Raw genomic sequence first — 26,773 nt, forward strand, 5'->3', positions numbered from 1 at the left:
TCACAGCCCGCCCGGTACGCCGATCAGCGAGCCGATCAGGTAGGTGGCGCCGGCCGCCGCCGCGCCCAGTAGCAGTTGGCGCAGCCCACTGGTCCACCAGGGACGGTGGGTGAATCGGGCCACCACGGCACCGGCGACGAACAGCCCGAGCCCGCCGACGGCGAGCGCCAGCCACAGTTCGGTGGTGCCGAGCAGGTACGGCAGCAGCGGGACCAGCGCGCCGAGCGAGAAGAACAGGAACGACGAGATCGCCGCGGCCCATGGGCTGGGCTGGTCGTCGGGGTCGACGCCCAACTCCTCGCGGACGTGTACCCGCAGCGCCTCCTCCGGGTCGCGCCGCACCGCCTCGGCGACCTGGGTGGCGAGGTCCCGGGGCAGGCCCCTGGCCACCCACGCGTCGGCCAGCTCCCGGGCCTCCGCCTCGGGGTGCCGTTCCAGTTCCCGGCGTTCCTTGGCCACCTCGGCGGCAACCTGCTCGTTGGCGGAGCGCACGCTCGTGTACTCGCCGAGGCCCATGGAGATCGCACCGGCGACAAGGCCGGCGCTGCCGGTGAGCACGATGCTGCGGGGCGACACCCCGCCGCCGCCGACACCGGCGATCAGGGCGATGTTGGTGACCAGGCCGTCCATCGCGCCGAAGACGGCCGGGCGCAGCCAGCCGCCGGAGACGTCCGCGTGGTGCGCCTCGCGCAGCGCCGCTGGGGTGTCGGTCACGGTGCCTGCCCTTCGTTCGCGACTGCGGGACTCCGCTTCGCTGCGTTCCTCGCGCTCACGGCAGGGTCAGGATCTCGTGGCCGTCGTCGGTCACCACGATGGTGTGTTCGAACTGCGCCGTCCACTTCCGGTCCTTGGTGACCACTGTCCACCCGTCGTCCCACATGTCGTACTGGTAGGTGCCGAGGGTGATCATCGGCTCGATGGTGAACGTCATGCCGGGCTCCATGATGTCCGTGGGGCGCGGGCTGTCGTAGTGCGGCACGTAGAGGCCGCTGTGGAAGGCCTCGCCGATGCCGTGGCCGGTGAAGTCGCGGACCACGCCGTAGCCGAACCGCTTGGCGTACGACTCGATGACGCGGCCCACCACGTTGATCTGGCGTCCCGGGGCGACGGCGCGGATGCCGCGCATCATCGCCTCGTGGGTCCGCTCGACCAGCAGCCGGGCCTCTTCGCTGACCTCGCCGACGCAGAAGGTGGCGTCGGTGTCACCGTGCACCCCACCGATGTAGGCGGTCACGTCGACGTTGATGATGTCGCCGTCGGTCAGGACCGTGGTGTCCGGGATGCCATGGCAGATGACCTCGTTGAGGCTGGTGCAGCAGGACTTCGGGAAGCCCTTGTAGCCCAGTGTCGACGGGTACGCGCCATGGTCGCAGAGAAACTCGTGCACCACCTTGTCGATCTCGTCGGTGGTCACGCCGGGCTTGCAGTGTTCGCCGGCGAGCTGGGTCGCCTGGGCGGCGAGCCGGCTGGCGATCCGCATCTTCTCGATGGTTTCCGGCGTCTGAACATGCGAGCCACGCCACTCCCGCGGACGCGTCTTGCCCACGTACTCGGGTCGGGCGATCTGGGATGGCACCGGTCGCATCGGGGAGAGCGTGCCTGGTGTCAGCGGCGGGCGGACGGTCATGCCGCAAGCCTATCGCCGGAGCCGCTGGTGACCCGCGCCACGGCCGCCCGGTGGAGGTTGTTGCCCTGCCAGGGTGGCTGTGCCATGGTGTCAGCGTGGATCAAGGGGGAGCGCCGCCCGTCTTCTCCGCCAGCGCCGAGATCGACGGTGACCACCTCCACGTCGTGGTGGCCGGCGAGGTCGACATGGCGACAGCGGACACGATGCTCCAGACGGCGCTGCGCGAGCCCGCCGGCAAGATCACTCTCGACCTGAGCGCTGTCACCTTCTTCGACTCGGCCGCCATCCACGCCCTGGTCCGGCTCGCCCAGCAGTTTCCGGGGCGGCTCACCGTTCGCCCGTCCCGACAGGTCCGTCGGGTGCTGGAGATCTCCGGCCTCGGCGAACAGGGCTGGCTCGACCCGGCCTAGACTCCCGACCGCCGCCGGGCGCGCGGTCAGTCCTGCAACTGCCGACGCAGCGTCACCTCGGTGCCTTCGGCGGTACGCCGTACCGACAGGTCGCCCAGCGCTCTGATCAGGGCCAGACCGCGGCCCCGGAAGCCGGAGCCGGTCGACTCCCGCCAATGCCCGCTGTCGCGCACAGTGGCCGTCACCGTCCGATCCTCGATGGCCACCTCCACACTGATCATGGCCTCGGCGGGGTGGACCGGGTGCTCGATGGCGTTCGCGGCGGCCTCGGAGACGGCGACGGTCAGGTCGAACAGGTCGGTCTCGCCGACGGAGTGCGCGACCAGGAAGTCCTCCAGCCGCTTTCGGAGCACACTGAGCCGGGTCGGGTCCGCCGGGAGCCGCAGCGCGAAGCGGTTCAGCTCCGCCGCCTCCAGGGCGAGAACCGCCACGTCGTCGCGGCGCGGCCGGCCGGTGACCCGCTCGACCACCGCGTCGATCAGGTCCACCACGTGCTCACTGGGGGTGGCCGCGTCGATGCGCAGCTGGGCCAGTGCGGCGTCGATGCCGAGCTGGCGGTCCTCGACCAGCCCGTCGGTGTAGAGCAGCAGTCGGGTGCCGGCCGGCAACTCGCCCTCGACCGACTCGTACGTCGCGTTGGGGAGGGCGCCGACCGGTGGACCGAGCGCCCGGTCATGCAGGAACGCCACGTCGCCTCCGGTGATCAACAGTGGGGACGGGTGACCAGCGCTCGCGTACCGCAGTCGACCGGTGCCCGGGTTGAACAGCAGACAGACCACAGTCGCGAAGGAGCGGCCCTCGGTGGAGCCGACCAGCCGGTTGAGCCGGGTCAGCGACTCACCCGGATCGAAGCCCTCCAGCACGTACGCCCGCAGCGCGTTGCGCAGTTGCCCCATCGCCGCGGCGGCCCGGACGCCCTTACCGACCACGTCGCCGATGACCAGCACCAACTCGTCGCCGTTCAGGGCGACCGCGTCGTACCAGTCGCCGCCGACCTCGACGTCGGCGCTGCCGGGCAGGTAACGGCTGGCCACCACCGCGCCGGGCAGTTGGGGCAGCGACCTGGGTAGCAGGCTGTGCTGCAGCGTGGTGGCGATGCGGTGTTCGGCTTCGTAGAGCTGGGCGTTCTCCAGTCGCACCCCGACGAGTCGGGCAAGTTGGGTCAACGCGGCGTCGTCGGCCTGCGCCTCGTCGCCGGCTGCCCGCCAGACCTGCAGCTCACCGAGCTGCTTGCCGGTCGTGCCGGTCAGTTCGGCCACGAAGGACGGATCGGCGGCGGTGGTGCCGCCGCCGTCCGCCTCGAAGCGCGCCTCGGCCGCGGTGACCACCACCCGAACCGCCTCGGCGAGGCTCAACGCGTGCCGGGCGGCGACCTGGAGCACATCGGCGGTGGACCTGGCGGTGTTCACCGCCACCGCCGCGTCGGCCAGCGCCCGGAGCCGGCGGATGATCTGCCCGCGCAACTGGCCCAGCTCGACGTTGGCCCGGACCCGGGCGATCAACTCCTGCGCGGAGAACGGCTTGGTGAGGTAGTCGTCGGCGCCGACGGCGAGACCGGCGACCGCCTCCGCGGAGCCGGCGCGGGCGGAGAGCAACACGATCGGCACATGCCGGGTACGCGGGTCCGAGCGCAGCGCGCTCACCAGCCCGAACCCGTCCAGCCGGGGCATCATCACGTCGGTGAGCACCAGGTCGAACCCACCCTCGCGGGCCAGTGGCAGGGCGTCGAGCCCGTCGTTCGCGGTGACGACGTCCCAGGTCGGGGAGAGCAGGCGACTGACGTGCTCCTGCAGGTCGGCGTTGTCGTCGACGACAAGGATCCGGCCAGCCGAGGTGCCGTTCGTCCGCTGTCGGTCGAGCTCGGGTGTCGACGTGACACCTGCCCACAGCGCGGTCTCCGCCACGAAGAGCCGGGCCTGCTCGGGCTCACCAATTGGCAGTGGGTCGAACGCCGCCACCCGGTCCGCCGGCAGGTGCGCCGACCCGAACGGAATGGTCACGGTGAAGGCGCTGCCCACGTCGACCTGGCTGGTCAACCCGACCTCGCCGCGGTGCATCTCGACCAGTTCCCGGACCAGCGCGAGGCCGATGCCGGTGCCTTCGTGGGTGCGTGCCCGCACCCCGGGGACCCGGTGGAACCTTTCGAAGACGTGCGGCAGTTCGTCCGGCACGATGCCGAGGCCGGTGTCCGTCACCTCCAGGCGGGCCGCGCCATCAACGGCCCGGATCCGCACCCGGATCTCGCCGTCGAAGGTGAACTTGACAGCGTTCGACACCAGGTTGAGGACGATCTTCTCCCACATGTCCCGGTCGACGAAGACCGGCGTCGGCAGCGGCGGACAGTCCACCACCAGTCGCAACCCGGCCCGTTCGGTGGCCGAGCGGAAGGTGCTGGCCAGCCGGGCGGTGTAACCGGCGAGGTCGGTGGGCTGGTAGCGGGCGGCGAGCCGACCGGACTCCAGTCGGGAGAAGTCCAGCACTGTGTTGACGAGCTTGAGCAGGCGCAGCGCGTTGCGGTGCATCATGGTGAGCCGGTCGGTTTCGGTGGCGGGCAGCTCCGGGTCGGCGAGCATGTCCTCCAGTGGGCCGAGCACCAGGGTCAGCGGGGTGCGGAACTCGTGGCTGACGTTGGCGAAGAAGTTGGTCTTCGCCCGGTCCAGCGCGGCCAGCTCGGCGGCGCGGGCCCGTTCCTGCTCGTACGCCCGCTGGGTGCCGAGCGCCCGGGAGATCTGGGCGGCGACCAGGCTGAGGAAGTCGCGGTAGTCGTCGTTGAGCGGCAGTTGACGGGCCACGCCGACGACCAGCGCGCCGACGGTCTCGTTGGTCGCCGTGAGTGGCAGCACGAGCGCCTGGTCGGCGGCGTCGACAGGCAACGTGTCGAGCAGAGCGGCCGCCTCGATCGTGGCGGGCGCGCCATCGGCGGTCAGCCGGGCCGACAACTGGGCTGCGACATCGACGGCGGGCGGGGTGGTGCCGGTGCAGCCGGCCACTGTGAGCTGGTCGTTGTCGTCAGCCAGACAGATCAGGGCGAACGGCACGTCAGCCCGGTGCCGGTCGAGCACCCCGGCCGCCGTTCGACCCAGTTCCGTGGCGCTGCCGATGTCGCTCAGCTCGGCACCCAGCTCGGACAACGCTCGCAGTCGACGCTCGCCGAGCACCCGTCCGGTGGTCTCGCTGACGATGCAGTAGACACCACTGACCGAGCCGTCGTCCCCCCGGATCGGGTCGTACGAGACGTTGAAGTAGGTCTGCTCGACGAAACCGTAACGGTCCAGCAGGAAGGGGTGGTCCTCACCGCGATAGGAGCGACCGGTGCTCCGGACGCTGTCGAGCAGCGGGCCGAGCACCGCCCAGGTCTCCGCCCAGTTCGCGCGGGCCGGTTGGCCGATCACGTCCGGGTGTTTGCCGCCGATGGTCGGCCGGTAGGCGTCGTTGTAGAAGGCCAACTGCTCGTCGCCCCAGAACATGACGATCGGCGCGCTGGAGGCGAGCATCATGCCGACCGCGTTGGAGAGCGCCGGGGGCCACTGACCGGGCTCACCCAGCGGGCCGGAGGACCAGTCGAAGGAAGCCAGCCGCTCGCCCATCTCGCCGCCGGCCGCGAATGCGGCCGCCAGCATCGGCGGGGTCTCACGACCGGACAGGGCGGCATGCCCGATGTCCGCGCCCCCCTGGGCCGAGCTCATGCAGCCTCCCGCTCCGGCCGTACCCCTCGACCGTTGATCTTCACCCGCCGTGCTCCGACTTGTACCCCAGCGGACCAGCAACGTAACGCATCACGAGCGATGGACGCTGGTTACGTACGCCTGGGCCGTCGGGCACCGGACAGTGCGGGTGGACGGCGGTGTCGAACGGCGGTGGCCGGAACGCCCTGACGAGTCAGAAGACCGGCAGTCCGTCGATGCTTGCCGCGTTCCTGGTGGCCCGGTAGACGACCAGATCATCGGTGCTGCGGCGGGAGTGTGAGGTGAGTAACAGATCGCGTTCGGCGCGGAAGTCCATCAGTGGCACCGCGTATCCGCAGGAATCACTGACCCGCTCCACCTCGACAGTGATGACCGCCCGGACGGCGTGCACGTCCGGCGGTGCGGGAAACTCGGCGAGCCGATCGGCGAAGGCGTCCTCGGTTACCGCGACGCTGCTGCCCCGACCATGCAACCGGACGATCTTCGGCGGGCCGTCGAAGGCACAGAACATCAGCGTGATCCGACCGTTGTCCCGCAGGTGGGCGATGGTCTCCGCCCCACTGCCGTGATAGTCGAGGTAGGCCACCCGGTGCGGGCCGAGGATCACGAACGTGCCCCGCATGCCCTTCGGTGACACGTTGACGTGCCCCTCGACCCCGGACGGGGCGGTCGCCACGAAGAAGAGCGGCTGCGCCACGATGAAGTCACGCAGTCGACGGTCGATCTCCGGATAGACCTTGCCCATGCGCCGATCCTCCCACCGGTGCCGTGCGCGGGCGGGGGCGATCCCGGTCACACCCGCCGGCAGGCGGCCCGCACCAACGCCGTGATCGGGGCGGGATCAGACTCGTTCTCCGGATGCCACTGCACTCCGAGCACGAACGGCAGGGCCGGATCCTCCACCGCCTCGACCACCCCGTCCCCCGCCCAACCGGTCACCGTGAGCCGGCCCGGATCCGCGACCGCCTGGTGGTGGTACGAGTTGACCTGGTCGACCCCGGCCAGCACCGATGCGGCCAGGCTCCCCGGCGCGAACCGCACCGCGTGCGCGCCGTACACCCCTGGTGCCGGGCGGTGCGCCTCGTGACCCACCACGTCGGGCAGGTGCTGGTGCAACGTGCCGCCGTACGCGACAGCGAGCAACTGCATTCCCCGACACACGCCCAGCACCGGCACCTCGGCGGCGAGCGCGGCGGCCAACAGTGTCAACTCGCCGGTGTCCCGGTCCGGCCGGTCCTCGGTACGGGGGTCGGGCGGTTGGCCGTACCGCCCCGGGCCGACGTCCGCGCCACCAGCCAACAGCAACCCGTCGAGGACGGCCACCACATCCGCGTCCACGTCGTCCGGTGGCAGCACCACCGCCCGGCCACCCGCGGCCGCCACCGCCCGCGAGTACGCCTCCGGCACCAGCACGGCCCGCACACCCCGCCAGACCGCCCAGTCGGCGGGTTCGACGTACGCGCTGATCCCGATCAGTGGGCGTCGGCGCACTGCCGGCACCGTTCGCGACTGTGGGGCGCGCAAACCCGGCCCACTCCTCGCGCTCACAACGGGGTGACGTAGGCGCCTGTGATGCCGCCGTCGACCACGAACTGCGCGGCGGTCATGAACGAGGCGTCGTCGCTGGCCAGGAACGCCACCGCCGCGGCGATCTCCTCCGGTTGCCCGAAGCGTCCCATCGGCACGTGCACCAGCCGGCGGGCGGCCCGCTCCGGGTCGGCGGCGAAGAGTTCCAGCAGCAACGGTGTGGCCACCGGGCCGGGACAGAGGGCGTTGACCCGGATGCCCTCACGGGCGAACTGCACACCCAGCTCCCGGGTCATCGCCAACACCCCGCCCTTGCTCGCGGTGTACGCGATCTGCGACGTGGCCGCACCCATCAACGCCACGAACGAGGCCGTGTTGATGATCGAGCCCTTGCCCTGCCGACGCATGTGCGGAATGGCGTACTTGCAGCACAGGTAGACGCTCGTGGTGTTGACCCGCAACACCCGTTCCCACGCGTCCAGGCCGGTGTCCAGGATCGAGTCGTCGTCGGGCGGTGAGATGCCGGCGTTGTTGAACGCGATGTCCACCCGGCCGTGCCGGTCGGTCACCCCGTCGAACAGGTCGCGTACCGCCGACTCGTCGGCCACGTCGGTGGCCACGAACTCGCCGCCGCACTCCTCGGCGGCCTTCGTACCGGCCGCCGCGTCGATGTCCACGCAGACCACCCGGGCCCCCTCAGCGGCGAACCGTCTCACGGTGGCCAACCCGATGCCACTGCCTGCTCCGGTGACCACTGCCACCCGGTCCTGCAACCGACCCTGCACTGGCGTCACTCCTCCGTCGCGATGAACACGTTCTTGACGTCCGTGAAGGAGTGGAGCGCGTCCGGGCCCAGCTCGCGGCCGAGCCCGGAGCGCTTCATCCCGCCGAACGGGGTCCAGTAGCGCACCGAGGAGTGCGAGTTGACGCTGAGGTTGCCCGAGTCGACGGCACGGGCCAGGCGCAGGGCCCGACCCACGTCCCGGGTCCAGATCGAGCCGGAGAGGCCGTACTCGGTGTCGTTGGCGAGCCGGATCGCGTCCGCCTCGTCGTCGAACGGCAGCACCGAGACCACCGGGCCGAAGATCTCCTCCCGCCAGTGCCGGTCGGCCGGCGAGTCGGCCAGCAGCACGGTGGGCGCGTGCCAGAACCCGGGGCCGTCGGGGCAGGAGCCCGTGAAGGCGACAGTCGCCCCGGCGAGGTAACCGGCTGCCCGGTCCCGTTGGGCGGCGGAGATCAGCGGGCCCATCTCGGCGGTGTCCCGGGAAGGGTCCTCGACGCGCACCGCGCGTACCGCTGGTTCGAGCAGTTCCAGGAACCTGTCGTACACCGAACGCTGGACCAGGATCCGCGACCGTGCGCAGCAGTCCTGGCCGGCGTTGTCGAAGACCGCGCCCGGCGCGGTAGCGGCGGCGCGCTCCAGGTCGGCGTCGGCGAACACGATGTTCGCGCTCTTGCCGCCCAACTCCAGTGTGAGTCGCTTCACCTGAGCTGCGCAGCCGGCCATGATCCGGGTGCCGACCTCGGTGGAGCCGGTGAAGCAGATCTTGCGGACCGCCGGGTGGGTGACGAACCGCTCCCCCACCACCGAGCCCTCGCCCGGGATGACGGTGAAGACACCGTCGGGCAGGCCCGCCTCGCTGGCCAACTCGGCCAGGCGCAGCGCGGTGAGCGGGGTCAGTTCGGCGGGCTTGAGCACCACTGTGTTCCCAGCAGCAAGCGCCGGGGCGAACCCCCAGGCGGCGATCGGCATCGGGAAGTTCCAGGGCACGATCACGCCAACCACACCGAGTGGCTCGTGGAAGGTGACGTCCAACCCACCGGGCACCGGGATCTGCCGCCCGGTCAACCGTTCGGGCGCGCCGGCGTAGTAGTCCAGAACGTCGCGGACGTTGCCCGCCTCCCACCGGGCGTTGCCGATGGTGTGCCCGGAGTTGCGCACCTCCAGCACTGCCAACTCGTCCAGATGCGCGTCGACCACCGCGGCGAACCGCCGCAGCAACCGCGCCCGGTCCCCCGCCCCCACCTGACGCCAGGTCTCGAATGCCACGGCAGCGGCAGAGATCGCCGCGTCAACCTCGTCCACAGAGGCCGCCGCGACCTCCCGAAACCCCACCCCGCTAGCGGGATCCACCAGAACCGTCACGCGTCGCACCCCTCCCCGTCCCGGTCGATCATGGAGTTGTGGTGCCCCACGAAAGCCGCCTCACGGGACTTTCCGCCCACCACAAGTCCATGATCGACCCGGTGAGAGGGGGTGGGGCGCGGGTCAGAGGCGTTCGAAGCCACGGGTCAGCTCCCAGTCGGTCACCGCCGCGTCGAAGGCGGCCAACTCGACTCGCGCCTGGTTGGCGTAGTGGGCCACCACCTCGTCGCCGAACGCCTCGCGGGCTGCCGTGGACCCCTCCCAGAGGGCCAGGGCGTCGCGCAGGGTGCCGGGAACCCGCTCGGCCTCCGGGTCGTCGTACGCGTTGCCGGTGCACTCCGCACCCAGCTCCAGCTCGCCGTCGAGGCCGTGCAGCGCCCCCGCGACCAGCCCGGCGATCGCCAGGTACGGGTTGACGTCAGCGCCGGGCACCCGGTTCTCCACCCGCATGCCCTGCCCGTGCCCGACCACCCGCAGGGCGCAGGTGCGGTTGTCGACACCCCAGCGCAGCGCGGTCGGGGCGAACGATCCCGGCTGGTAGCGCTTGTAGGAGTTGATGTTCGGGGCGAAGAGCAGGCTGAACTCCCGCATGGTGGCCAGCAGCCCGGCGAGCACCCGCTGCCCGGTCTGCGACAGGTGCGCCGGCCCATCGCCGAGCATCGCCGACGAGCCGGACTGGTCCCGAAGCGAGAAGTGGATGTGGCAGGAGTTGCCCTCCCGCTCATTCGGCTTCGCCATGAAGGTGATCGCCATCCCCTCCTGGGCGGCGATCTCCTTGGCGCCGTTCTTGTAGATGACGTGGTGGTCGGCGCAGGCCACCGCCTCGTCGTACCGGAAGGCGATCTCGTGTTGCCCGAGGTTGCACTCGCCCTTGGCGCTCTCCGGGGTGAGCCCGGCGCCGGCCATCTCGACGCGGATGCGGCGCAGCAGCGGCTCCACCCGGGCGGTGCCGAGCAGCGAGTAGTCGACGTTGTACTGGTTGGCCGGGGTGAGGTCGCGGTAGCCGCGCTGCCAGGCGTCCTCGTACGAGTCGCGGAACAGCACGAACTCCAACTCGGTGCCGGCGTACGCGGTCAGCCCGCGTTCGGCCAGCCGGTCCAGCTGCCGGCGCAGGATCTGTCGGGGCGAGGCGACCACGTCACCTGAGCCGTCGAGCCAGGTCAGGTCGGCCAGCAGCAGGGCGGAGCCGGGCTGCCAGGGCACCCGGCGCAGGGTGGCGAAGTCCGGCACCATCGCGAAGTCGCCGTAGCCGCGTTCCCAGCTCGACATCGCGTACCCGTCGACGGTGTTCATGTCGACGTCCACGGCGAGCAGGTAGTTGCAGCCCTCGCTGCCGTTGGCCACCACCTGGTCGAGGAAGAAGGGGGCGTGGAACCGCTTGCCCTGCAACCGGCCCTGCATGTCGACGAGGGCCAGCACCACGGTGTCGATCTCGCCCTCGGCGACGGCGACCCGCAGTTGTTCCAGCGTGAGCGGAGCTTTCCTCATTCGCGGGCCTCCATCACCAAGGTCTACTGGCAAACCGGATCACCGTCAATGCCCCCGGCGGCACGTGCGGCAAACGCGGCCGACGGCCGGCGGGACGGCAGCACCGCCCGTCCCGCCGGGTGCCGATCAGACCGGGCCGTCGGCCGGCGCCGGGTCGTCCGCCACAGCGGGCTCTTCGACGGTACGAACCGGGCCGGTGAACCACTTGTGGGCCGAGGCGTACCACCAGACGGCGACGACCAGGAGCACCCCGCCGACGGCGAGCGGCGCGTAGTTCACCGCCGACCAGGTGAACAGGTCGTTGCCGGGCACCCCGGCGGGCACGATCGGCAGCACGAAGTAGACGGCGATGATCGCGATCTCGATCACCGCGATCCAGCCGAGCAGCTTGTACTTGCGGCCCAGCGTCCACGGCCCGGGGACGAACCGGTCGCCCATCCGCAGCCGGAGTGCGATCGGGATGAGGAACGACAGGTAGAGCCCGAGCACCGCGACGGAGACGACCGCGTAGAACGCGATCGGGATACCGGCGGAGCTCTCGTAGAGCGCCGGCAGGGTCAGCACCAGGCCGGCCACCGTGGCGCCGATGATCGCGTTGACCGGGGTGCCGTTGCGGTCGACAGTCGACCACAGCCGCCATCCGGGTACGGCACGGTCCCGGCTGAACGCGTACGCCATCCGGCTCATCGAGGTCACGCAGCTCATGCCGCAGAAGAACTGGCCGATTGTCGAGATGATGATGACGATCTTGAAGAAGACCGGGGTCAGCGCGGACTCGAAGATCGCGCCGGAGAAGCCGCCCGCGGCGTTGACCGCCTCGACGTCGGTGGCCGCGAAGAGGAACGCCAGCAGCAGGATCCAGCCGCCGACAGCCGAGTAGAAGATCGACTGCCAGAGTCCCCGGGCCGCTGCCTGGGAGGCGCCCCGGGTCTCCTCGGAGACATGCGCGCAGGCGTCGAAGCCGGTGATCGTGTACTGGGTCAGCAGGAAGCCCAGCGGCAACACGTAGAACCAGAACGTCAGCCCGCCGATGTCCCCGTCGCCGAAGCCGGAGTTGTTGAACCGCTCGGTGAACACGAACTGGAAGCTCTGGTGGTTGTCGGGCACGAACACCAGGATGGCCACCACGACGGCCGCGCCGGCCACGTGCCACCAGACCGAGACGTTCTGAAGGACGTCGATGATCCGGTGCCCGAAGATGTTGATCAGCCCGTGCAGCACCAGGATGATCACGAAGAGCATGAACGCCTGCCGCAGCGTCCCGGCCCAACCGTCGAAGAGCGCCGACAGGGTGAGGTTGAGGAACGTCGCACAGCCGTAGTCCACCGAGGCGGTGACCGCGACCAGACCGATCAGGTTCAGCCAGCCGGTGAACCAACCGTGCACCGGGCGGCCCATGGTGGCCGCCCACCAGTAGATCCCACCAGCGGTCGGGTACGCCGACACCAACTCCGCCATGCAAAAGCCGATGATCAGGATGAACAGCGAGATCAGCGGCCAGCCCCAGGAGATGGCGACCGGTCCGCCGTTGTTCCACGCCTGACCGAAGGTGGTGAAACAGCCGGCCAGGATCGAGATGATCGAGAAGGAGATGGCGAAGTTGGAGAAGCCACTCCACTTACGGCGCAACTCCTGTTTGTAGCCGAGTTCGGCGAGCCGCCGGGCGTCGTCGTCCAAAGGTTGCTCGGCGGTCGGCACGGGTGTCGTGGCCACTGCACACCTCCCTGAGGTGGTTCCGCGTGCGAGTGGGCAAAGTGTCGACCCGGCCGATCAAGGCGGTCAATACGTAGTCGGTGGGATTCTCTCGGCCGTCGGGCTAATTGCGTTGCCGACCGGCCACCCCGCCCGGCATCCTGGACCAGTGACCAGGCCCGACAAGGGCCCATCCCGGGCGCTCGGACCGCCCGACCCGGTGGCGCGGGGCACGCCTCTCTCTCACGTACGGCCACTCCGCCGTACCCGAAAAGTGCCCCGCGCCCCCTCTTCTCCTCGTGTTGATCAAGAGGTTTGCGTCAAACCGGGCCCGAATTTTGACGCAAACCTCTTGATCACCGACCGGAATGGGGGGTCAGGTCAGGAGGAGGCCGGTTGCCCAGAAGGCCGCGATCAGGAGGCCGGCCAGGAACTCCACAAGCATCGACAGGCCGGCCGCCTTCAGGGCCTGCACTGTCGAGGGCCACGCGAGCTGGTTACTGCCCAGCCGGAGCCGTTCGGCCGCCCACACCCCGGCGACGAAGCCGAGCACCAGTCCGACGACCGGCACCACGAAGAACCCGATGATGCCGAGCACCCCACCGGCGAGCAGCGTGGACGTCGGCACACCGGTGCGCTTCAAATTCCGGCCCGGCCACGCGTACTTGATCACGGCGCCACCCCCGGCGACCACCGTGGCGGCGGCGAACACCGCCCAACCACCCAGGCCGGCGCCGCCGAAGACCGCCCAGAGCAGCACGCCGCCCCAGCACAGCGGCAGCGCCGGCAGACCGGGCACCACCACGCCGGCCAACCCGGCCAGGATGGCCAGCCCGGCCACCACCGTCACCGCCGTCTGCGAGTCCGTCAGGTCCACGCCGCCACCCTCCGTCGCCACCCTCCGGACCGGAACGGTCCTCCACTCACGCCAGCACTCCGCTTCGCTCCGTGCCGTCGCTTCGCGCCACGCTGCCGTGCCCGCTGGTTCGCTCGTTCACGCCAACGCTCCGCCGCGCAGCCGGGCGGTGATCACCTCGGCCGGGGCGGGCGCACCGAAGTACCGGCCCTGCCCGGTGTCGCAGCGCAGCGCCCGCAGCCGTTCCGCCTGCACGCCGGTCTCCACCGCCTCGGCAGTGACCCACAGCTCCAGGGCGTGCGCCAACCGGACCAACGCGTCCACGATCCGTTCGTCGCGGTGGTCGGCCGCCACGTCGGTCCCGTCCGCGCGGATGCCCTCGACGAACGGACCGGCGAGCTTCAGGCAGTGGATCGGCAACCGGCGCAGGTACGCCAGGTTGGAGTACCCGGTGCCGAAGTCGTCCACCGCCAGCCGTACGCCGAGTGCGGCGAGCCGGTGCAGGCTGCGCAGGGGTTCACCGGCACTGCCCATCACGGCGCTCTCGGTCAGCTCCAGTTGCAGCAGTTCCGCGGGCAGCCCGCTGCTCTGCAACGCGTCGGCGACAGTGTCCACGATGGCCGGTTCGTCGGCCTGCCGGGCGGCCAGGTTGACGCTGACCACCAGCCGGGCGTCGGGGAACTCCCGCCACCACCGTTCGGCGTCCTCGCAGGCCCGCCGCAGCACCCACTCGCCGAGCCGGACGATCAGGCCGGTCTCCTCGGCCAGGCCGATGAACCGGTCCGGCCCGATCAGGCCCAACTCCGGATGCTCCCAACGGACCAGCGCCTCCACCGCGAGCATGGTGCCCTCCAGCAGCGACACGATCGGCTGGTAGTGCAGCACGAACTCGCCCCGCTCCAGGGCGGCCGGCAGCCCGGCGACCAGCGCCGAGCGGGCGATGTCCCGGGCGCCGCGCTCGGGGTCGTAGACCGCCCACCGGCCCCGGCCCGCCGCCTTTGCCCAGTAGAGCGTGGTGTCCGCGGCCTTCATCAGCTCGGACGCGCTGGTCTCCGAGGCCGGGCACTGCACGATGCCCACACTGGCCGAGACGGCCAACTGGTGCTCACCGACGTGGACCGGGGCCGCGACGGCGGCCAGCGCGGCCTCCGCGACGGAGACCGGGTCGTCGGTGTCGTCCCCTCCGTCGACGAGGATCACGAACTCGTCGCCCCCCATCCGGGCGACCAGGTGGCCGTGGTCGGCCACGCACGCGGCCAGCCGTCGGCCGATCATCACGAGCAGCCGGTCACCGAGGTCGTGGCCGAGACTGTCGTTGATCGCCTTGAAGCCGTCCAGGTCGAGGAAGCACACCCCGACGCGCTGCCCGGCGTCCGCGGTGTCGAGCACCCGACCCAACGTCTCGAAGAACAGCGTCCGGTTGGGCAGCCCGGTCAGCGGGTCGTGCAGGGCCTGGAAGCGCAGCCGCTGCTGGAGTTCGTACCGCTCGGTGATGTCCTCGATCATCGCGACGGTGAATCGCGGCCGGCCATCGTGTCGGATCAGCGAGACGGCCAGATCCGTCCAGACCGTCGTGCCGTCCTTGCGGTAGTAACGCTTCTCCACCCGGGCCGCGTCGTGCTTCCCTTCGATCATCTCCTGGTAGAGCTCCCACATCCCGGCCGCGTCGTCGGCGTGGACCAACCCTGCCACGTTGGTCCCGCGCAACTCCTCGATCGAGTAGCCCAGCATGTCGGCGAACGCCTGGTTGACGTCGATGATCCGACCGTCCACGCCGGCGATCCCGATCCCGATCGCGGCGCCCGTGAACACCGCCCGGAACCGTGCCTCGCTCTCGCGTAACGCCTGCTCGACCTCGTCGCGCGCCTGCCAGGCCGACCGGGCGATCCGCTCCTGCTGGCTGAACGTGCGGTCGCGCAGCGCACGGGCGAACCCGGCGGCCAGCCCGCCCTGCACCGCTGCGATCCGGTCGGCGAGGTCGGCCGGCCGGTCACCGTCACCCAGCACCCGACGCCCGAACGTCGCGCCGAGCGCGTGCAGCGTCCACTCCAGGGCCTGCGGCTCGGTGAGGTGCGCCTCCACCAGCGCCCGCCCGACCTCCTCGGCCGGGTGGGCGCTGAACGGCTCCGCCCGTACCGCCTGGGCCAGCCGGATCGTGTGCGCCAGCAGCAGCCGCTCGGTCTCGGCCACGCTGAGCGGCACGAAACCGAGTCGACGTACCGCGCGGGCCCAGTCGGCGGCGTAGCCCTGGGCGTCCGCCCAACCGGCGAGGTCCCGGCCGGCATCGACCCCGGCGGGGTCCCGGCCGGCATCGACCCCGGCGGGATCCCGGCCGGCATCGACCCCGGCGGGATCCCGGCCGGCATCGACCCCGGCGGGATCCGGGACGGCGGCCACGAGATCAGCCGGCGGGCTGGTCGTACCGGGCGACGCCCCCGAAGGCACCGAACCGCTCCGGGTGCTCGTCCACGTCGGACGGTGAGTCCGGGCGCCAGAGCGGCATGTGCACCACGCCCGGTTCCAGGACGGTCCAGTCGCCGAAGAAACCGGTGACCTGGGCGCGGGAGCGCAGGGTGATCTCGGTGGCGGTGCGGGCGGAGAGGCGCTGGGCGTCCAGCATCTCCTGCGGCTGGTCCTCGAAGGTGGAGTGGGAGACGACAAGGAAGCTGCCCGGCGCGGCGGCGGCCCGCAGGGTGGCCAGGATCGCCTCGGGTCGGTCGGCGTCCGGGATGAAGTGCACCACCCCGGCCAGCAGGATGCCCATCGGACGAGTGAAGTCGATCAGCCCGAGCTGTCGGGTCTCGGCGAGGATCCGCTCTGGCTCACGCAGGTCGGCGTGGATGACACCGGTCAGCTCGTTGCCAGCCAGCAGCTCCCGGCTGTGCGCGACCGCCACCGGGTCGATGTCGACGTACACGACGCGGGCCTTGGGGTTCACTCCCTGCGCCACCTCGTGCACGTTGCCCACGGTGGGAATTCCGGAGCCGATGTCGAGGAACTGGTCGATGCCGGCGTCGAGCAGCACCCGAACGGCCCGGCGCAGGAACTCCCGACCGGAGCGCATGGTGGCAGCGAGATTCGGGGTCATGCTGGCGATCTGCTCCGCCAACTGCCTGTCGATCTCGAAGTTGTGCGCTCCACCCAGAAAGTAGTCGTACACCCGGGCCGCGCTCGGCCTGGTCAGATCGATCTCGGTCGGCAGTCCGTCCGGCATCAGCGTGCTCCCCAGTTCATCGCCGCGGCGCGGGACGGCACCGGCGTCGGGGCGCGCAGCGGGCACGCGTGGGCACCGGTCGACCCGCGGGTCGTGTGGTGTGGACCACTCTAGGCGGCTGACTCCAGCAACAGCGAGATGCCTTGACCAACGCCGATGCACATGGTGGCCAGAGCCCGGCGGCCACCGCGACGGCGTAGCTCCAGGGCGGCGGTCAGCGCCAGCCGGGCGCCGCTGGCGCCGAGCGGGTGCCCCAGCGCGATGGCCCCACCGTTCGGGTTGACGTGGTCGGCGTCCACCGGCAGCCCCAGCTCACGCAACACCGCCACGGACTGCGCGGCGAACGCCTCGTTCAGCTCCACCACGTCCACAGCGCCCAACTCGACGCCGACGCGATCGAGCAGCTTGCGGGTGGCCGGCACCGGGCCGATTCCCATGATCCGCGGCGGCACACCGGCCGCCGCCGCGCCGACGATCCGGGCCAGCGGGGTCAGGCCGTACCGGGCGACCGCCGCCTCACTGGCCACCAGCAACGCCACAGCGCCGTCGTTGACGCCCGAGGAGTTGCCGGCGGTCACCGTCCCGCCGTCGCGGAACGGGGTGGGCAGCGCGGCCAACTTCGCCAGCGTGGTCTCACGAGGGTGCTCGTCGACATCGACCAGCCGGGTCTCCCGACGACCGGCCGGCACTGACACCGCCACGATCTCCTCGGCGAACCGGCCGTCGGCCTGCGCCTTCGCCGCACGCTGCTGCGACCGGTACGCGAAGGCGTCCTGCTCGGACCGGCTCACGCCGTACTCGGCTGCCACGTTCTCCGCCGTCTCCGGCATCGAGTCGACCCCCCACCCGTCACGCATCAACGGGTTCACCAACCGCCAGCCCAAGGTGGTGTCGTAAACCTCGGCCGAGCGGGAGTACGCCGACGTCGCCTTCGGCATGACGAACGGCGCCCGGCTCATGCTCTCCACCCCGCCGGCGATCACCAGCTCGGCGTCCCCGGCGACGATGGACCGGGCGGCGCTCGCGAGCGCGTCCAGGCCCGAGCCGCAGAGCCGGTTGACAGTGCTGCCCGGCACCTCCTCGGGCAGCCCGGCCAGCAGCGCCGCCATCCGGGCCACGTTGCGGTTGTCCTCGCCGGCCTGGTTGGCGCAGCCGAGCACGACGTCGTCGACTCGGGCCCAGTCCACCGACGGGTGGCGGGCGACCAGTTCTCGGATCACGTGCGCGGCCAGGTCGTCCGGGCGGACGCCGGCCAGCGCGCCCGCGTACCGGCCGATCGGGGTGCGGACACCGGCCACCAGGTATGCCACGGTCATCGCGAGTCCTTAGGGGGTGCAGACGGCGGGGGTGGGGCACGCCCACCGGGTCACGAGGGCTGCCGGCGCCAGGATATCCGCGCCCGCAGCGGATAGGTTGACGGCATGGCCCGGGCCCAGTTCAGCGCAGAGACCAGCGGCGGCGGCGCGTTCGTCCGCCAGCCGAACCGGTTCACCGGTCGGGTCACCGCCGACTCCACCTCGCCACCCGGCGGCGGCCCGGACGAGCAGGACCGCTGGCCGCTGGAGGCCGGCCGTTACCGGCTGATCTGGTGCCGGGCCTGCCCGTGGGCGCACCGGGCGAGGATCGTGCGCGGCCTGCTCGGGCTGGACGACGCGATCTCACTGGGCACCGTCGACCCGATCCGGGACGAGCGGGGCTGGGCGTTCGCCCTCGACCCGGATGGCTTCGACCCGGTGCTCGGGGTGAGCTTCCTCTCCGAGGCGTACCTGGCCACCGACCCGGACTACACCGGCCGGGTGACGGTGCCGGCGCTCGTCGACACACTGACCGGACGGGTGGTCACCAACGACTATCCGCAGCTCACCCTCGGCTTCTCCACACAGTGGCGGTCGCTGCACAGGGCGGGGGCGCCGGACCTCTACCCGGAGGCGCTGCGCCCCGAGATGGACGCGCTGATGGCCGAGATCCACACCGACGTCAACAACGGCGTCTACCGCTGCGGGTTCGCCACCTCCCAGGAGGCGTACGACGAGGCGTTCCGGGCGCTCTTCGCCCGGCTGGACACGCTCTCCGAGCGGCTGGCCGGGCAGCGCTACCTGATGGGCGACACGATCACAGAGGCGGACGTGCGGCTGTTCACCACGCTGGTCCGCTTCGACGCCGCGTACCACGGGCACTTCAAGTGCAACCGCAACAAGCTGACCGAGATGCCGGTGCTCTGGGCGTACGCCCGGGACCTGTTCCAGACGCCGGGTTTCGGCGAGACGGTGGACTTCGACCACATCAAGCGGCACTACTACGGCACGCACCGGGAGATCAATCCCAGCGGCATCGTGCCACTCGGGCCGGACGAATCCGGCTGGAGCACGCCGCACGGGCGTGGTTGAGCCGGGTCGGCCGGCCGCCCCGACAGTGCCGAGGGCCCGCGGCGAGGTCGCCCGCCGGGTCGCCGGGTCAGCGGCGGCGGGCTGCACGCTGGCCGGTGCGGTGGCGGTGACGCTCGCCGTGGTCGCCGGTCCCGGTCCAGGGCTCACCGGGTACGTCAGCGAGGCGGGCATCGCCGGCAGCGCCCACGCCGCGACGTACCGGATCGGGATCCTGGCGCTTGCCGGCGCGTTGCTGTTGATCGGCGCGGCGCTGCCTCCCGGGGTGTGGGCGGCCGCACCGGCGCTGCTCGCCACCGGGGCCGTGTTCACCGCCGTGTCCGGGGCGGTCACCTGTTCCGGCGGCTGCCCGTTGCCGCCGTTCGAGCGCGCGACGACGGCGGACCTGGTGCACGGCGGCGCGAGCATCGCGGCGACCGCGGCGGTGGTCTTTGCCATGATCACGCTGGCCGTCTCCGGGTCGGCCGGCCGGACGGTGCGTCGGTTGGCCGGGGTGGCCGCCGTGCTGGCCCTGCCGCTCTGTGCCACTGTGGGGCTGGCGATGCTCGTGATCGGTCGGGGCCCGGTGGTGGGGTTGCTGGAACGGCTGATCCTCGCCCTCGCGGTGCTGTGGGGCCTGGGCACCGCCACCGCGCTGGCCCTCTGTAAGGAGCCTCACGCCGTCCGGTCCTTCCGATAAGCGGGAATCGGCGTATCGTCGGCCAGCGATGACCAATGTCTGGGGCCTCACTGTCCGCCTGTATGTCGATCTCCGACTACAGGCCAGTGGCATCTGTCCGGGCTAGCCGCGTTCCTACGCCTGCCCCGATCGGACCGGACAATTGGATACATTTTCATGCCCTTCAGCCTGCGCAAAATTCCCTTCTCCGTGCAGATCCTGCTCGGCCTCGTGCTCGGCGTCGCGCTGGGCTTCCTTGCCCGCAGCAACGACCTGAGCTGGCTGACCAGCACCCTGCACACAGTCGGTAGCCTCTTCGTCCAACTCCTCAAGCTGGCCGTGCCGCCGCTGGTCTTCACCGCCATCGTGGTCAGCGTGGTCAGCCTGCGCGGCGTCGCCAACGCCGCCCGGCTCGCCGTCAAGACCCTGATGTGGTTCGGCATCACCGCGCTGATCGCGGTGAGCATCGGCATCGGCCTCGGCCTGCTCACCAACCCGGGCAAGGGCGTGACCCTCGACCTGGGTGGCGCGGCACCGCCGAAGAACACCGGCTCGTGGACCGACTTCCTCACCGGCATCGTGCCCACCAACCCGGTCGGCGCGTTCGTCGAGGGCAACGTCCTCCAGATCGTCTTCCTCGCCGTCGTCATCGGTGCCGCGGCCCTGCTGGTCGGCGAAGCCGCCGAACCGTTCGTGGCGCTGAACCGCTCCCTGCTGGAGATCGTCCAGAAGGCGCTCTGGTGGGTCATCCGGCTCGCCCCGATCGGCACCCTCGGCCTGATCGGCAACGCCGTCGCCTCGTACGGCTGGGACCTGCTGGCCCCCCTCGCGAAGTTCACCACAGCCGTCTACGTCGGCTGCGCCATCGTGCTGTTCGTGGTCTACCCGCTGGTGCTGATCCTGGCCGGCCGCCTCAACCCGGTGCGCTTCTTCGCCGGCGCCTGGCCGGCGATCCAGCTGGGCTTCGTGTCCCGCTCCTCGGTCGGCACCATGCCGGTGACCCAGCGCTCCGTCGAGCGACTCGGCGTGCCCCGCGAGTACGCCTCGTTCGCTGTGCCCTTCGGCGCGACCACGAAGATGGACGGTTGCGCCGCCATCTACCCGGCCCTCGCCGCGATCTTCGTGGCCCAGGTTTTCGGCGTGCACCTCGGTATCGGCGACTACCTGCTGATCGCCTTCGTCTCCGTGGTCGGCTCGGCTGCCACCGCCGGCCTGACCGGCGCGATCGTGATGCTCACCCTGACCCTCAGCACGCTGGGCCTGCCGCTGGCCGGCGCCGGCCTGCTGCTGGCCATCGACCCGATCCTGGACATGATCCGCACCGCCACCAACGTCGCGGGTCAGGCGCTGGTGCCGACAGTGGTCGCCGCCCGCGAGGGCATTCTCGACCGCGAGGCGTACGAGTCCGCCGGTCGGCGTGACCTGACCGAGCCGGAGCCGGTAGCCAACAACCGGCCCGAGCTCAGCCCCGTTCCTGCCTGACCGATTCACCAGTGCGGCGACGGGCCCCTCTCCCCGGGGGCCCGTCGCCGTGTCGGAGAGGATGATGCGATGAGCTCCCTGTTCACTCCCCTGGCCCTGCGCGCTGTCACAGTGCCCAACCGGATCGCCATGGCACCGATGTGCCAGTACTCCGCCGGCCCGGACGGCCTGCCCACCGACTGGCACCTGATCCACCTCGGCAGCCGCGCGGTCGGCGGCGCCGGCCTGGTGCTGACCGAGGCGACCGCCGTACTCCCCGAGGGCCGGATCAGCCCGCAGGACACCGGCCTCTGGTCCGGTGCGCACGTCGACGCCTGGCGACCGGTGACCGCGTTCGTCGCCGCCCACGGCGCGGTGCCGGCCGTGCAGCTCGCGCACGCCGGCTTCAAGGCCTCCACCTACCGGCCGTGGGCGCCGCAGCGCGGTGGCGTGCCGGACGCCGAGGGTGGCTGGACGCCCGTCGCCCCCGGCCCGGAGCCGTTCACCGCCGACTATCGGACGCCGACCAGCCTCGACGAGGCCGGCATCGCCGGGGTGGTCGAGGCGTTCGCGGCCGGAGCCGTTCGCGCGCTGGACGCCGGCTTCGCCGCCGTGGAGATCCACGCCGCCCACGGTTACCTGCTCAACGAGTTCCTCTCGCCGCTGACCAACCACCGCACCGACGCGTACGGCGGCGACCGGGCCGCCCGGATGCGGCTCACCCTGGAGGTGGCCCGCGCGGTGCGCGCCGCGGTCGGCGAGGACGTGCCGGTGCTGACCCGGATCTCCGCCACCGACTGGGTCGAGGGCGGCTGGACGATCGAGGACAGCGTGGTGCTCGCCGGTGAGCTGGCCGGCGTCGGCGTCGACCTGGTCGACGCGTCCTCCGGTGGGGTGAGCACTGACCAGCGCGTCCCGCTCAGCCCGGGCTACCAGGTGCCACTGGCCGCGCAGATCCGCCGCGAGGCCGGCGTACCGACCGGCGCGGTGGGCCTCATCGTCGAGCCCGAGCACGCCGAGCAGATCGTCGCCAGCGGCGAGGCCGACCTGGTGCTGCTGGGCCGGGAGTTGCTGCGCGACCCGTACTGGCCGCGCCGGGCCGCCGCGAAGCTCGGCGTCGCGTACTCCGGCCCCGCCCAGTACGCCCGCGCCTCCTGATCCCCACCGGTCGGGCGGCCGCCGCGTGAGCGGCCGCCCGACCGTCGGTCAACCGGCCAGGTGTGACCAGTCGCCCTCCAGGTCCTGCCAGGTGCCCTGGGCGGCCACCGTGCCGCCGAGCAGCACCACCACGTGGTCGGCCCGGACCAACGCGGCGCGTTTCGCTGTCGAGCCGACAACCGTCACCCCGTGGCCCCGCAACGCCTGCCACAGCGCCAGCTCGGTGGTGACGTCCAGCGCCGACGACACGTCGTCGGCGACAAGCAGTTCGGTACGCGGGGCCAGCGCCCGGGCCAGCGCCAACCGCTGCAACTGCCCGCCGGAGAGCCGGGTGCCCTTGTGCCCGATGAGCAGGCCCAGCCCACCACCGGCGGCAGCCAGATCGTGGTCGAGCTGGGCTGTGCTGACCGCCCCCGCCGCATCCACCTGGTGCCCGAGGGCGATGTTGTCGGCAACCGTGCCGGAGAGCACCCGGGGCAACTGACCGACGTAGCCGACCTGGTTGGGGCGCAGGAACAACTCCGGCTCGGTGACCGGATCACCGTTCCAGGCCAGCTCGCCGGTGTGGTGCACAATGCCGGCCAGCCCGCGCAGCAACGAGGACTTGCCCGACCCCACCGGCCCGACGACAAGCACCAACTGCCCGCGCTGCACGGTCAGGTCCACGTCCCGGACGGCCACAGTGCCGTCGGAGTGCACCACCCCGAAGCGGCGCAGCTCCAGCCGGCGCAGCGGATGCCGGGGCGGCATGGTCGGCGCGGGCGCCGTCCCGGCGGTCAGGTCGACCTCCGGCACCCCAGCGGAGTACGCGCTCACCCCGGCCATCGCCGCCGTGCGCCGGGTCCAGACCCGCGCCGAGGGCAGCTGCGAGATCAACGACGCCGTCGTCCAGGCGAACCAGCGGGCCGCGCCCAGGGTGGACACGGCCACCAGCACCGCCCCGGCGGAGAGCGAGCCGTTCAGGTAGAGCGCCCACGCGCCGATCGGCAACAACCCACTGGCCATCGACGGTGTGGAGCGCGCCCACACCTGCACCGAGATCTCCCGCCGCTGCCTGTCGCTACGCAGCACGTCCAGGCTCGCCAGGTGGCGCAGCACCGCAGTGGTAGCGCCGGCGAGCTTCACCGTGCGCGCCGCGGAGAGAGCGGAGACCAGCGCCGTGGCGAAGGAGGCCCGCGCCGCCACCGTCGCCCGGGCCGCACGCTCCAGCTTCGGCCCGAACAACGTCGCGGCCAGCCCGGAGACGACCATCGTGCCGAGGAAGAACAGCCCGGGTACGACGCTTCCGGTGACCGCCGTCATGGCGACCACGAGCACCAGCGCGACCGTCTGGTCCAGCACGTTGTCGGCGAGTTGGACCACCCGCTCGGTGTCCCCACCCTGCGCCACCACCTCAGCGGGGGTGTGCGAGCTGACCCGGCGCGGCCCGGTCTGGCCGTGCACCAGGCGAAGGCCGATCCGCAGCATCTGCCGCACCCACCACTGCGGGAACCAGACGTGGGTGTAGAACGGCAACGGCAGGGTGATCAGCAACCCGGCGACGATCCCCACCGCCGGCAGGTACGGGTTACCGGTCCCGTCGACCAGGTCCGCCCAGAGCCAGGGCAGCACCGGGCCGTCCAGCCCGAGCAGGCTGAGACCGAGGAACAGCACGATCGCCGCCGCACCGTACCGGGGATCGTTGGTACAGAGTCGGAAGATCTCCCGCAGCGTCCGGGCCGGCGGCACCGGCGGCAGCGGCGGCGGGTCGGCCCGGGTCGGCCCGACCGTTGTGACCTGCTCCGCCGGCCCGACCGTTGTGGCCCGCTCCGCCGGCCCGACCGTTGTGACCTGCTCCGCCGGCCCGACCGCTGTGGTCCGCTCCGCCGGCCCGACCGCTGTGGTCCGCTCCGTCGGTCCGACCGGCTCGATCCGGGCCGGCGGCGGCTCGCTCGGCCAGGCGTCGGCCGGGCCGGGGCCGACCAGCAGGTCGGTGCCGACGCCGGCACGACCGGCCGGCGCCACAGTGGCGTACGCGGCGGCGTGGCTGGTCGCCAGGAGTTCGGCGAAGCGGGTCGACGTCTCCAGCGGACCGGCCTCGACCACCGCGCCGTCGGCCAGGACGACCACCTCGTCGCAGCGGCGCACCGAGGAGAGTCGGTGCGCGATGACGATGCCGATCCGGTCACGCAGCAGGCGTTCGGTGGCCCGCTGCACCCGCGCCTCGGTGACCGGGTCCAGCCGCGCGGTGGCCTCGTCGAGGATCACCACGTGCGGCTCCCGGACCAGGATCCGGGCGAACGCCACCAACTGCTCCTGGCCGGCGGACAGAACGTGCCCGCCCTCCCCCAACCGGGTCGTCAACCCGTCCGGCAGCTCGGCGATCCAGCCGGCCAGGCCCAACTCGTCGAGGGCCCGAGCCGCCGCGTCGAGCAACTCCCTGTCGAAGAGCGCCACGTTCTCGGCGAGAGTGCCGGCCAGGATCTCGGTGCGCTGCGGCACCAACGCCACCCAGCGGCGCAACTGCTCGACGTCGAGGTCGCACAGGTCGGTGCCGCCAAGGAAGACAGTGCCCGGCGGCACGTCGACCGCGCGGGTGAGCACCTTCGCCAGGGTCGACTTGCCCGAACCGGTCCGCCCGATCAGCGCGTACGAACGACCGCGCGCGAAGGTGAGGCTGAGCCCGCGCAGCGCGGCCCCCCGGCCACTCTCCCCGTACGCGAATGTCAAGTCCCGAATGCGCAGGTCACCCTCGCTCGGGCTGGCCCCGCCAACCGGCTCCTGCCGGGCCTTGTAGAGCAACTGCACCCGCGCCCACGCGCCGAGCGCCTCCTGGATCTCCGGCACCATCCGGCTGACGTGTTCAGCGGTCGCCCCGAAGGCCAGGGCGAGCAACCAGATGGCGGTGAGCCGGGCGGCGTCGATCCGGCCGGTGGCCAACGCCCAGGCACCGCCGAGCACCACAGCGCCGATGCCCGCCCGGATCGTCGCGGTGGCCACCGTCGCCACCCGGGCGGACAGCACCCAGACCACCAGGCCACGGGACAGCACGGCGGAGGCCCGCCGCGCGTACAACCGCAGCACGTACGGCCGCGCCAGACTGGTGCGTACGTCGTCCTGGCCGTGCACCGCCTCCTCCATCACGGCGGCCAGGTCGGACCACGCCTCCTCCTCGGCCATCCGGGCCGGGCCGATCCGCGCCGTGGGCCGGCGCAGGCCGACCGCGAGCACCACAGTGAGCAGCAGCATCGCGATCCCCGCCGGCCACCACACGAACACCGCCACGACCATCGACAACAGACCGACGCAGAGGCCCTGGGCGAGCCGGGTGCCCTGGTTACGAATTGCCGACGCCACCTGATAGACGTCCCCGTCGATGCGGTCCAGCAACTCGCCCACCGGAGTGGTCTCCAGGGTGGGCAGGTCCTGCCCGAGAGCGACGCGGCAGAGTCGGCGACGCACGTCCGCTGACCAGTCGGCGGTCAGGCCGGCCATCAGCAGACTCACCGCGAGGTCGCTGAGGACAACGGCAACCAGGGCCGCGGCCAGTACGGCGAAGAAGCCAGCCGAACGATGCACCAGCACCGCACCGGCCAGCGCCGACGCGCCCGCCTGCCCCGCGGCGCCCAGCACGATGAGGACGGCCACGATCGTCACACGACGGGTCGAAGTACCCCACAGATCACGGAGCAGGCGCATGGAAAGTCCTCCGGGACGTGGGTGGCGGAGACCTCAGCCTGCCGGCACCACCCCGTCACCTCAACCGATTTTCCCGCCGTGAGCAGGGACTCCGTCCGTTGAAGCGGACCCGGCGGCCACCGTTCTCGATGCCGTACCCACCGTCGCGCCACCCGTTGATCAGCTAGACGTGCGGCACCGCGCCAGCGGTTCTTGAGTCAGAGCCGGCGCCCCGGCGGCCACCCTCGCGCCACCCACTCGATCAACCAAATCGGTATGCCGCGCCCGCGATTCTCGGATCAGAGCCAGCGGCCACCCTCGCGCCACCCACTTGATAGACCAAACCGGGCACCGCGCCAGCGATTCTCGGGTCAGGGGCGCTCTAGCCCGAACCGGTGCGTGCCACGCCGCAGGCTTGCCACCGAAACCCACCGACGCTGGCCTTCTTGTCCGGTTTGCGCGGTCCGTGCGGCCCGACCAATTCGTGATCGACTCGGGTTTCATGAACTCGCGGTGTCCGCCCGTCCGGGACACCCCAACTTCGGTGAATCCGAGTGGATCACCCGGGTGAGCGGCGAATCGACGCCGCTCAGCCGGTGCTGTCTGGGTGGTTTGTCCGTTGGCTGGGGTTTCTGGGGTGTGGCCGGGCGCACTCATGGGCCGGAATCATGGCGGGGCCGAGGTCGTTACATACCCTGACGATCGCAGTACCACCGACCCGCCACCCGGACCCCTGAGGGCTGGTCGCGGAGGTCGGAAATGCCAGACCCCCTCCGGTCGTTGCAGTCCCCACGAACGACCGACGGGCA

At 71.4% G+C, this 26,773-nt stretch carries 19 protein-coding genes; 5 read left to right on the forward strand and 14 right to left on the reverse strand.

The window, feature by feature from the left end; genetic code table 11:
* Positions 1-714 (reverse strand): VIT1/CCC1 transporter family protein, encoded by a 714-nt coding sequence (locus AB0K35_RS31450; protein ID WP_238671740.1) that lies wholly within the window; start codon positions 712-714, stop codon positions 1-3.
* Positions 715-769: 55 nt separating this feature from the next.
* The gene (map, locus tag AB0K35_RS31455) at positions 770-1,627 is read right to left on the reverse strand and encodes a type I methionyl aminopeptidase (RefSeq protein ID WP_357183077.1); all 858 of its coding nucleotides are present in this window, start codon (positions 1,625-1,627) and stop codon (positions 770-772) included.
* A gap of 95 nt (positions 1,628-1,722) precedes the next feature.
* Here map and AB0K35_RS31460 point away from each other — a divergent pair, with 95 nt between their 5' ends.
* Positions 1,723-2,037 (forward strand): STAS domain-containing protein, encoded by a 315-nt coding sequence (locus tag AB0K35_RS31460; RefSeq protein ID WP_238671738.1) that lies wholly within the window; start codon positions 1,723-1,725, stop codon positions 2,035-2,037.
* 26 nt (positions 2,038-2,063) lie between these two features.
* Here AB0K35_RS31460 and AB0K35_RS31465 read toward each other — a convergent pair whose 3' ends face one another.
* The 11 genes from AB0K35_RS31465 to pcaF all read right to left on the reverse strand — a co-directional run bounded on the left by AB0K35_RS31465 (position 2,064) and on the right by pcaF (position 17,962).
* Entirely contained in the window at positions 2,064-5,723 is a 3,660-nt protein-coding gene (locus tag AB0K35_RS31465; RefSeq protein ID WP_363890015.1) for a SpoIIE family protein phosphatase, read from the reverse strand.
* Between the two features lie 193 nt (positions 5,724-5,916).
* Positions 5,917-6,468, reverse strand: a complete 552-nt coding sequence (locus AB0K35_RS31470; RefSeq protein ID WP_363890018.1) for a pyridoxamine 5'-phosphate oxidase family protein — start codon at positions 6,466-6,468, stop codon at positions 5,917-5,919.
* Positions 6,469-6,515: 47 nt separating this feature from the next.
* Positions 6,516-7,214 carry a gamma-glutamyl-gamma-aminobutyrate hydrolase family protein gene (locus AB0K35_RS31475; protein ID WP_238671735.1) on the reverse strand — a complete coding sequence of 233 codons (699 nt, stop codon included), beginning with the start codon at positions 7,212-7,214 and terminating at the stop codon, positions 6,516-6,518.
* 53 nt (positions 7,215-7,267) lie between these two features.
* Positions 7,268-8,035 carry a 3-oxoacyl-ACP reductase gene (locus AB0K35_RS31480; RefSeq protein WP_363890199.1) on the reverse strand — a complete coding sequence of 256 codons (768 nt, stop codon included), beginning with the start codon at positions 8,033-8,035 and terminating at the stop codon, positions 7,268-7,270.
* A 5-nt stretch (positions 8,036-8,040) separates the two neighbouring features.
* The gene (locus AB0K35_RS31485; protein WP_357362620.1) at positions 8,041-9,396 is read right to left on the reverse strand and encodes an aldehyde dehydrogenase family protein; all 1,356 of its coding nucleotides are present in this window, start codon (positions 9,394-9,396) and stop codon (positions 8,041-8,043) included.
* A 123-nt stretch (positions 9,397-9,519) separates the two neighbouring features.
* Positions 9,520-10,884 (reverse strand): glutamine synthetase family protein, encoded by a 1,365-nt coding sequence (locus tag AB0K35_RS31490; protein ID WP_363890023.1) that lies wholly within the window; start codon positions 10,882-10,884, stop codon positions 9,520-9,522.
* A gap of 126 nt (positions 10,885-11,010) precedes the next feature.
* Positions 11,011-12,597, reverse strand: coding sequence for an amino acid permease (locus tag AB0K35_RS31495; protein WP_238671732.1), 1,587 nt, complete (start codon positions 12,595-12,597; stop codon positions 11,011-11,013).
* A 355-nt stretch (positions 12,598-12,952) separates the two neighbouring features.
* Positions 12,953-13,453 carry a DUF456 domain-containing protein gene (locus AB0K35_RS31500; RefSeq protein ID WP_238671731.1) on the reverse strand — a complete coding sequence of 167 codons (501 nt, stop codon included), beginning with the start codon at positions 13,451-13,453 and terminating at the stop codon, positions 12,953-12,955.
* Between the two features lie 117 nt (positions 13,454-13,570).
* The gene (locus tag AB0K35_RS31505) at positions 13,571-15,829 is read right to left on the reverse strand and encodes an EAL domain-containing protein (RefSeq protein ID WP_363890026.1); all 2,259 of its coding nucleotides are present in this window, start codon (positions 15,827-15,829) and stop codon (positions 13,571-13,573) included.
* Between the two features lie 4 nt (positions 15,830-15,833).
* Positions 15,834-16,646: an SAM-dependent methyltransferase gene (locus AB0K35_RS31510; RefSeq protein WP_238671729.1), complete on the reverse strand. Its 813-nt coding sequence runs from the start codon at positions 16,644-16,646 to the stop codon at positions 15,834-15,836.
* 110 nt (positions 16,647-16,756) lie between these two features.
* Entirely contained in the window at positions 16,757-17,962 is a 1,206-nt protein-coding gene (pcaF, locus tag AB0K35_RS31515; protein ID WP_363890029.1) for a 3-oxoadipyl-CoA thiolase, read from the reverse strand.
* A gap of 105 nt (positions 17,963-18,067) precedes the next feature.
* Between pcaF and AB0K35_RS31520 the strand changes: the two genes are divergently transcribed.
* From AB0K35_RS31520 to AB0K35_RS31535, 4 genes are all read left to right on the forward strand, one after another.
* Positions 18,068-19,033, forward strand: a complete 966-nt coding sequence (locus AB0K35_RS31520; protein WP_363890032.1) for a glutathione S-transferase C-terminal domain-containing protein — start codon at positions 18,068-18,070, stop codon at positions 19,031-19,033.
* Positions 19,026-19,709 (forward strand): DUF998 domain-containing protein, encoded by a 684-nt coding sequence (locus AB0K35_RS31525; protein WP_238671726.1) that lies wholly within the window; start codon positions 19,026-19,028, stop codon positions 19,707-19,709. Before AB0K35_RS31520 ends, AB0K35_RS31525 begins: the two co-directional genes overlap by 8 nt.
* 168 nt (positions 19,710-19,877) lie before the next feature.
* The gene (locus AB0K35_RS31530) at positions 19,878-21,170 is read left to right on the forward strand and encodes a dicarboxylate/amino acid:cation symporter (protein ID WP_357362756.1); all 1,293 of its coding nucleotides are present in this window, start codon (positions 19,878-19,880) and stop codon (positions 21,168-21,170) included.
* A 69-nt stretch (positions 21,171-21,239) separates the two neighbouring features.
* Positions 21,240-22,307, forward strand: coding sequence for an NADH:flavin oxidoreductase/NADH oxidase (locus tag AB0K35_RS31535; protein ID WP_238671725.1), 1,068 nt, complete (start codon positions 21,240-21,242; stop codon positions 22,305-22,307).
* Between the two features lie 48 nt (positions 22,308-22,355).
* On the opposite strand, the gene AB0K35_RS31540 is transcribed toward AB0K35_RS31535, so the two are convergent.
* A complete protein-coding gene (locus AB0K35_RS31540; protein WP_363890034.1) occupies positions 22,356-25,985 on the reverse strand; it encodes an ABC transporter ATP-binding protein in 3,630 nt (1,209 codons plus the stop codon).
* Positions 25,986-26,773: the final 788 nt, after the last annotated feature.

The sequence above is a fragment of the Micromonospora sp. NPDC053740 genome, assembly GCF_040677775.1.
GTDB lineage: Bacteria > Actinomycetota > Actinomycetes > Mycobacteriales > Micromonosporaceae > Micromonospora > Micromonospora alfalfae.

Coding starts and splice junctions, on each gene's coding strand:
- map (WP_357183077.1), bottom strand. CDS start 1,627: ATGACCGTCCGCCCGCCGCTGACACCAGGCACGCTCTCCCCGATGCGA.
- AB0K35_RS31465 (WP_363890015.1), bottom strand. CDS start 5,723: ATGAGCTCGGCCCAGGGGGGCGCGGACATCGGGCATGCCGCCCTGTCC.
- AB0K35_RS31470 (WP_363890018.1), bottom strand. CDS start 6,468: ATGGGCAAGGTCTATCCGGAGATCGACCGTCGACTGCGTGACTTCATC.
- AB0K35_RS31490 (WP_363890023.1), bottom strand. CDS start 10,884: ATGAGGAAAGCTCCGCTCACGCTGGAACAACTGCGGGTCGCCGTCGCC.
- AB0K35_RS31510 (WP_238671729.1), bottom strand. CDS start 16,646: ATGCCGGACGGACTGCCGACCGAGATCGATCTGACCAGGCCGAGCGCG.
- pcaF (WP_363890029.1), bottom strand. CDS start 17,962: ATGACCGTGGCATACCTGGTGGCCGGTGTCCGCACCCCGATCGGCCGG.
- AB0K35_RS31520 (WP_363890032.1), top strand. CDS start 18,068: ATGGCCCGGGCCCAGTTCAGCGCAGAGACCAGCGGCGGCGGCGCGTTC.
- AB0K35_RS31535 (WP_238671725.1), top strand. CDS start 21,240: ATGAGCTCCCTGTTCACTCCCCTGGCCCTGCGCGCTGTCACAGTGCCC.
- AB0K35_RS31540 (WP_363890034.1), bottom strand. CDS start 25,985: ATGCGCCTGCTCCGTGATCTGTGGGGTACTTCGACCCGTCGTGTGACG.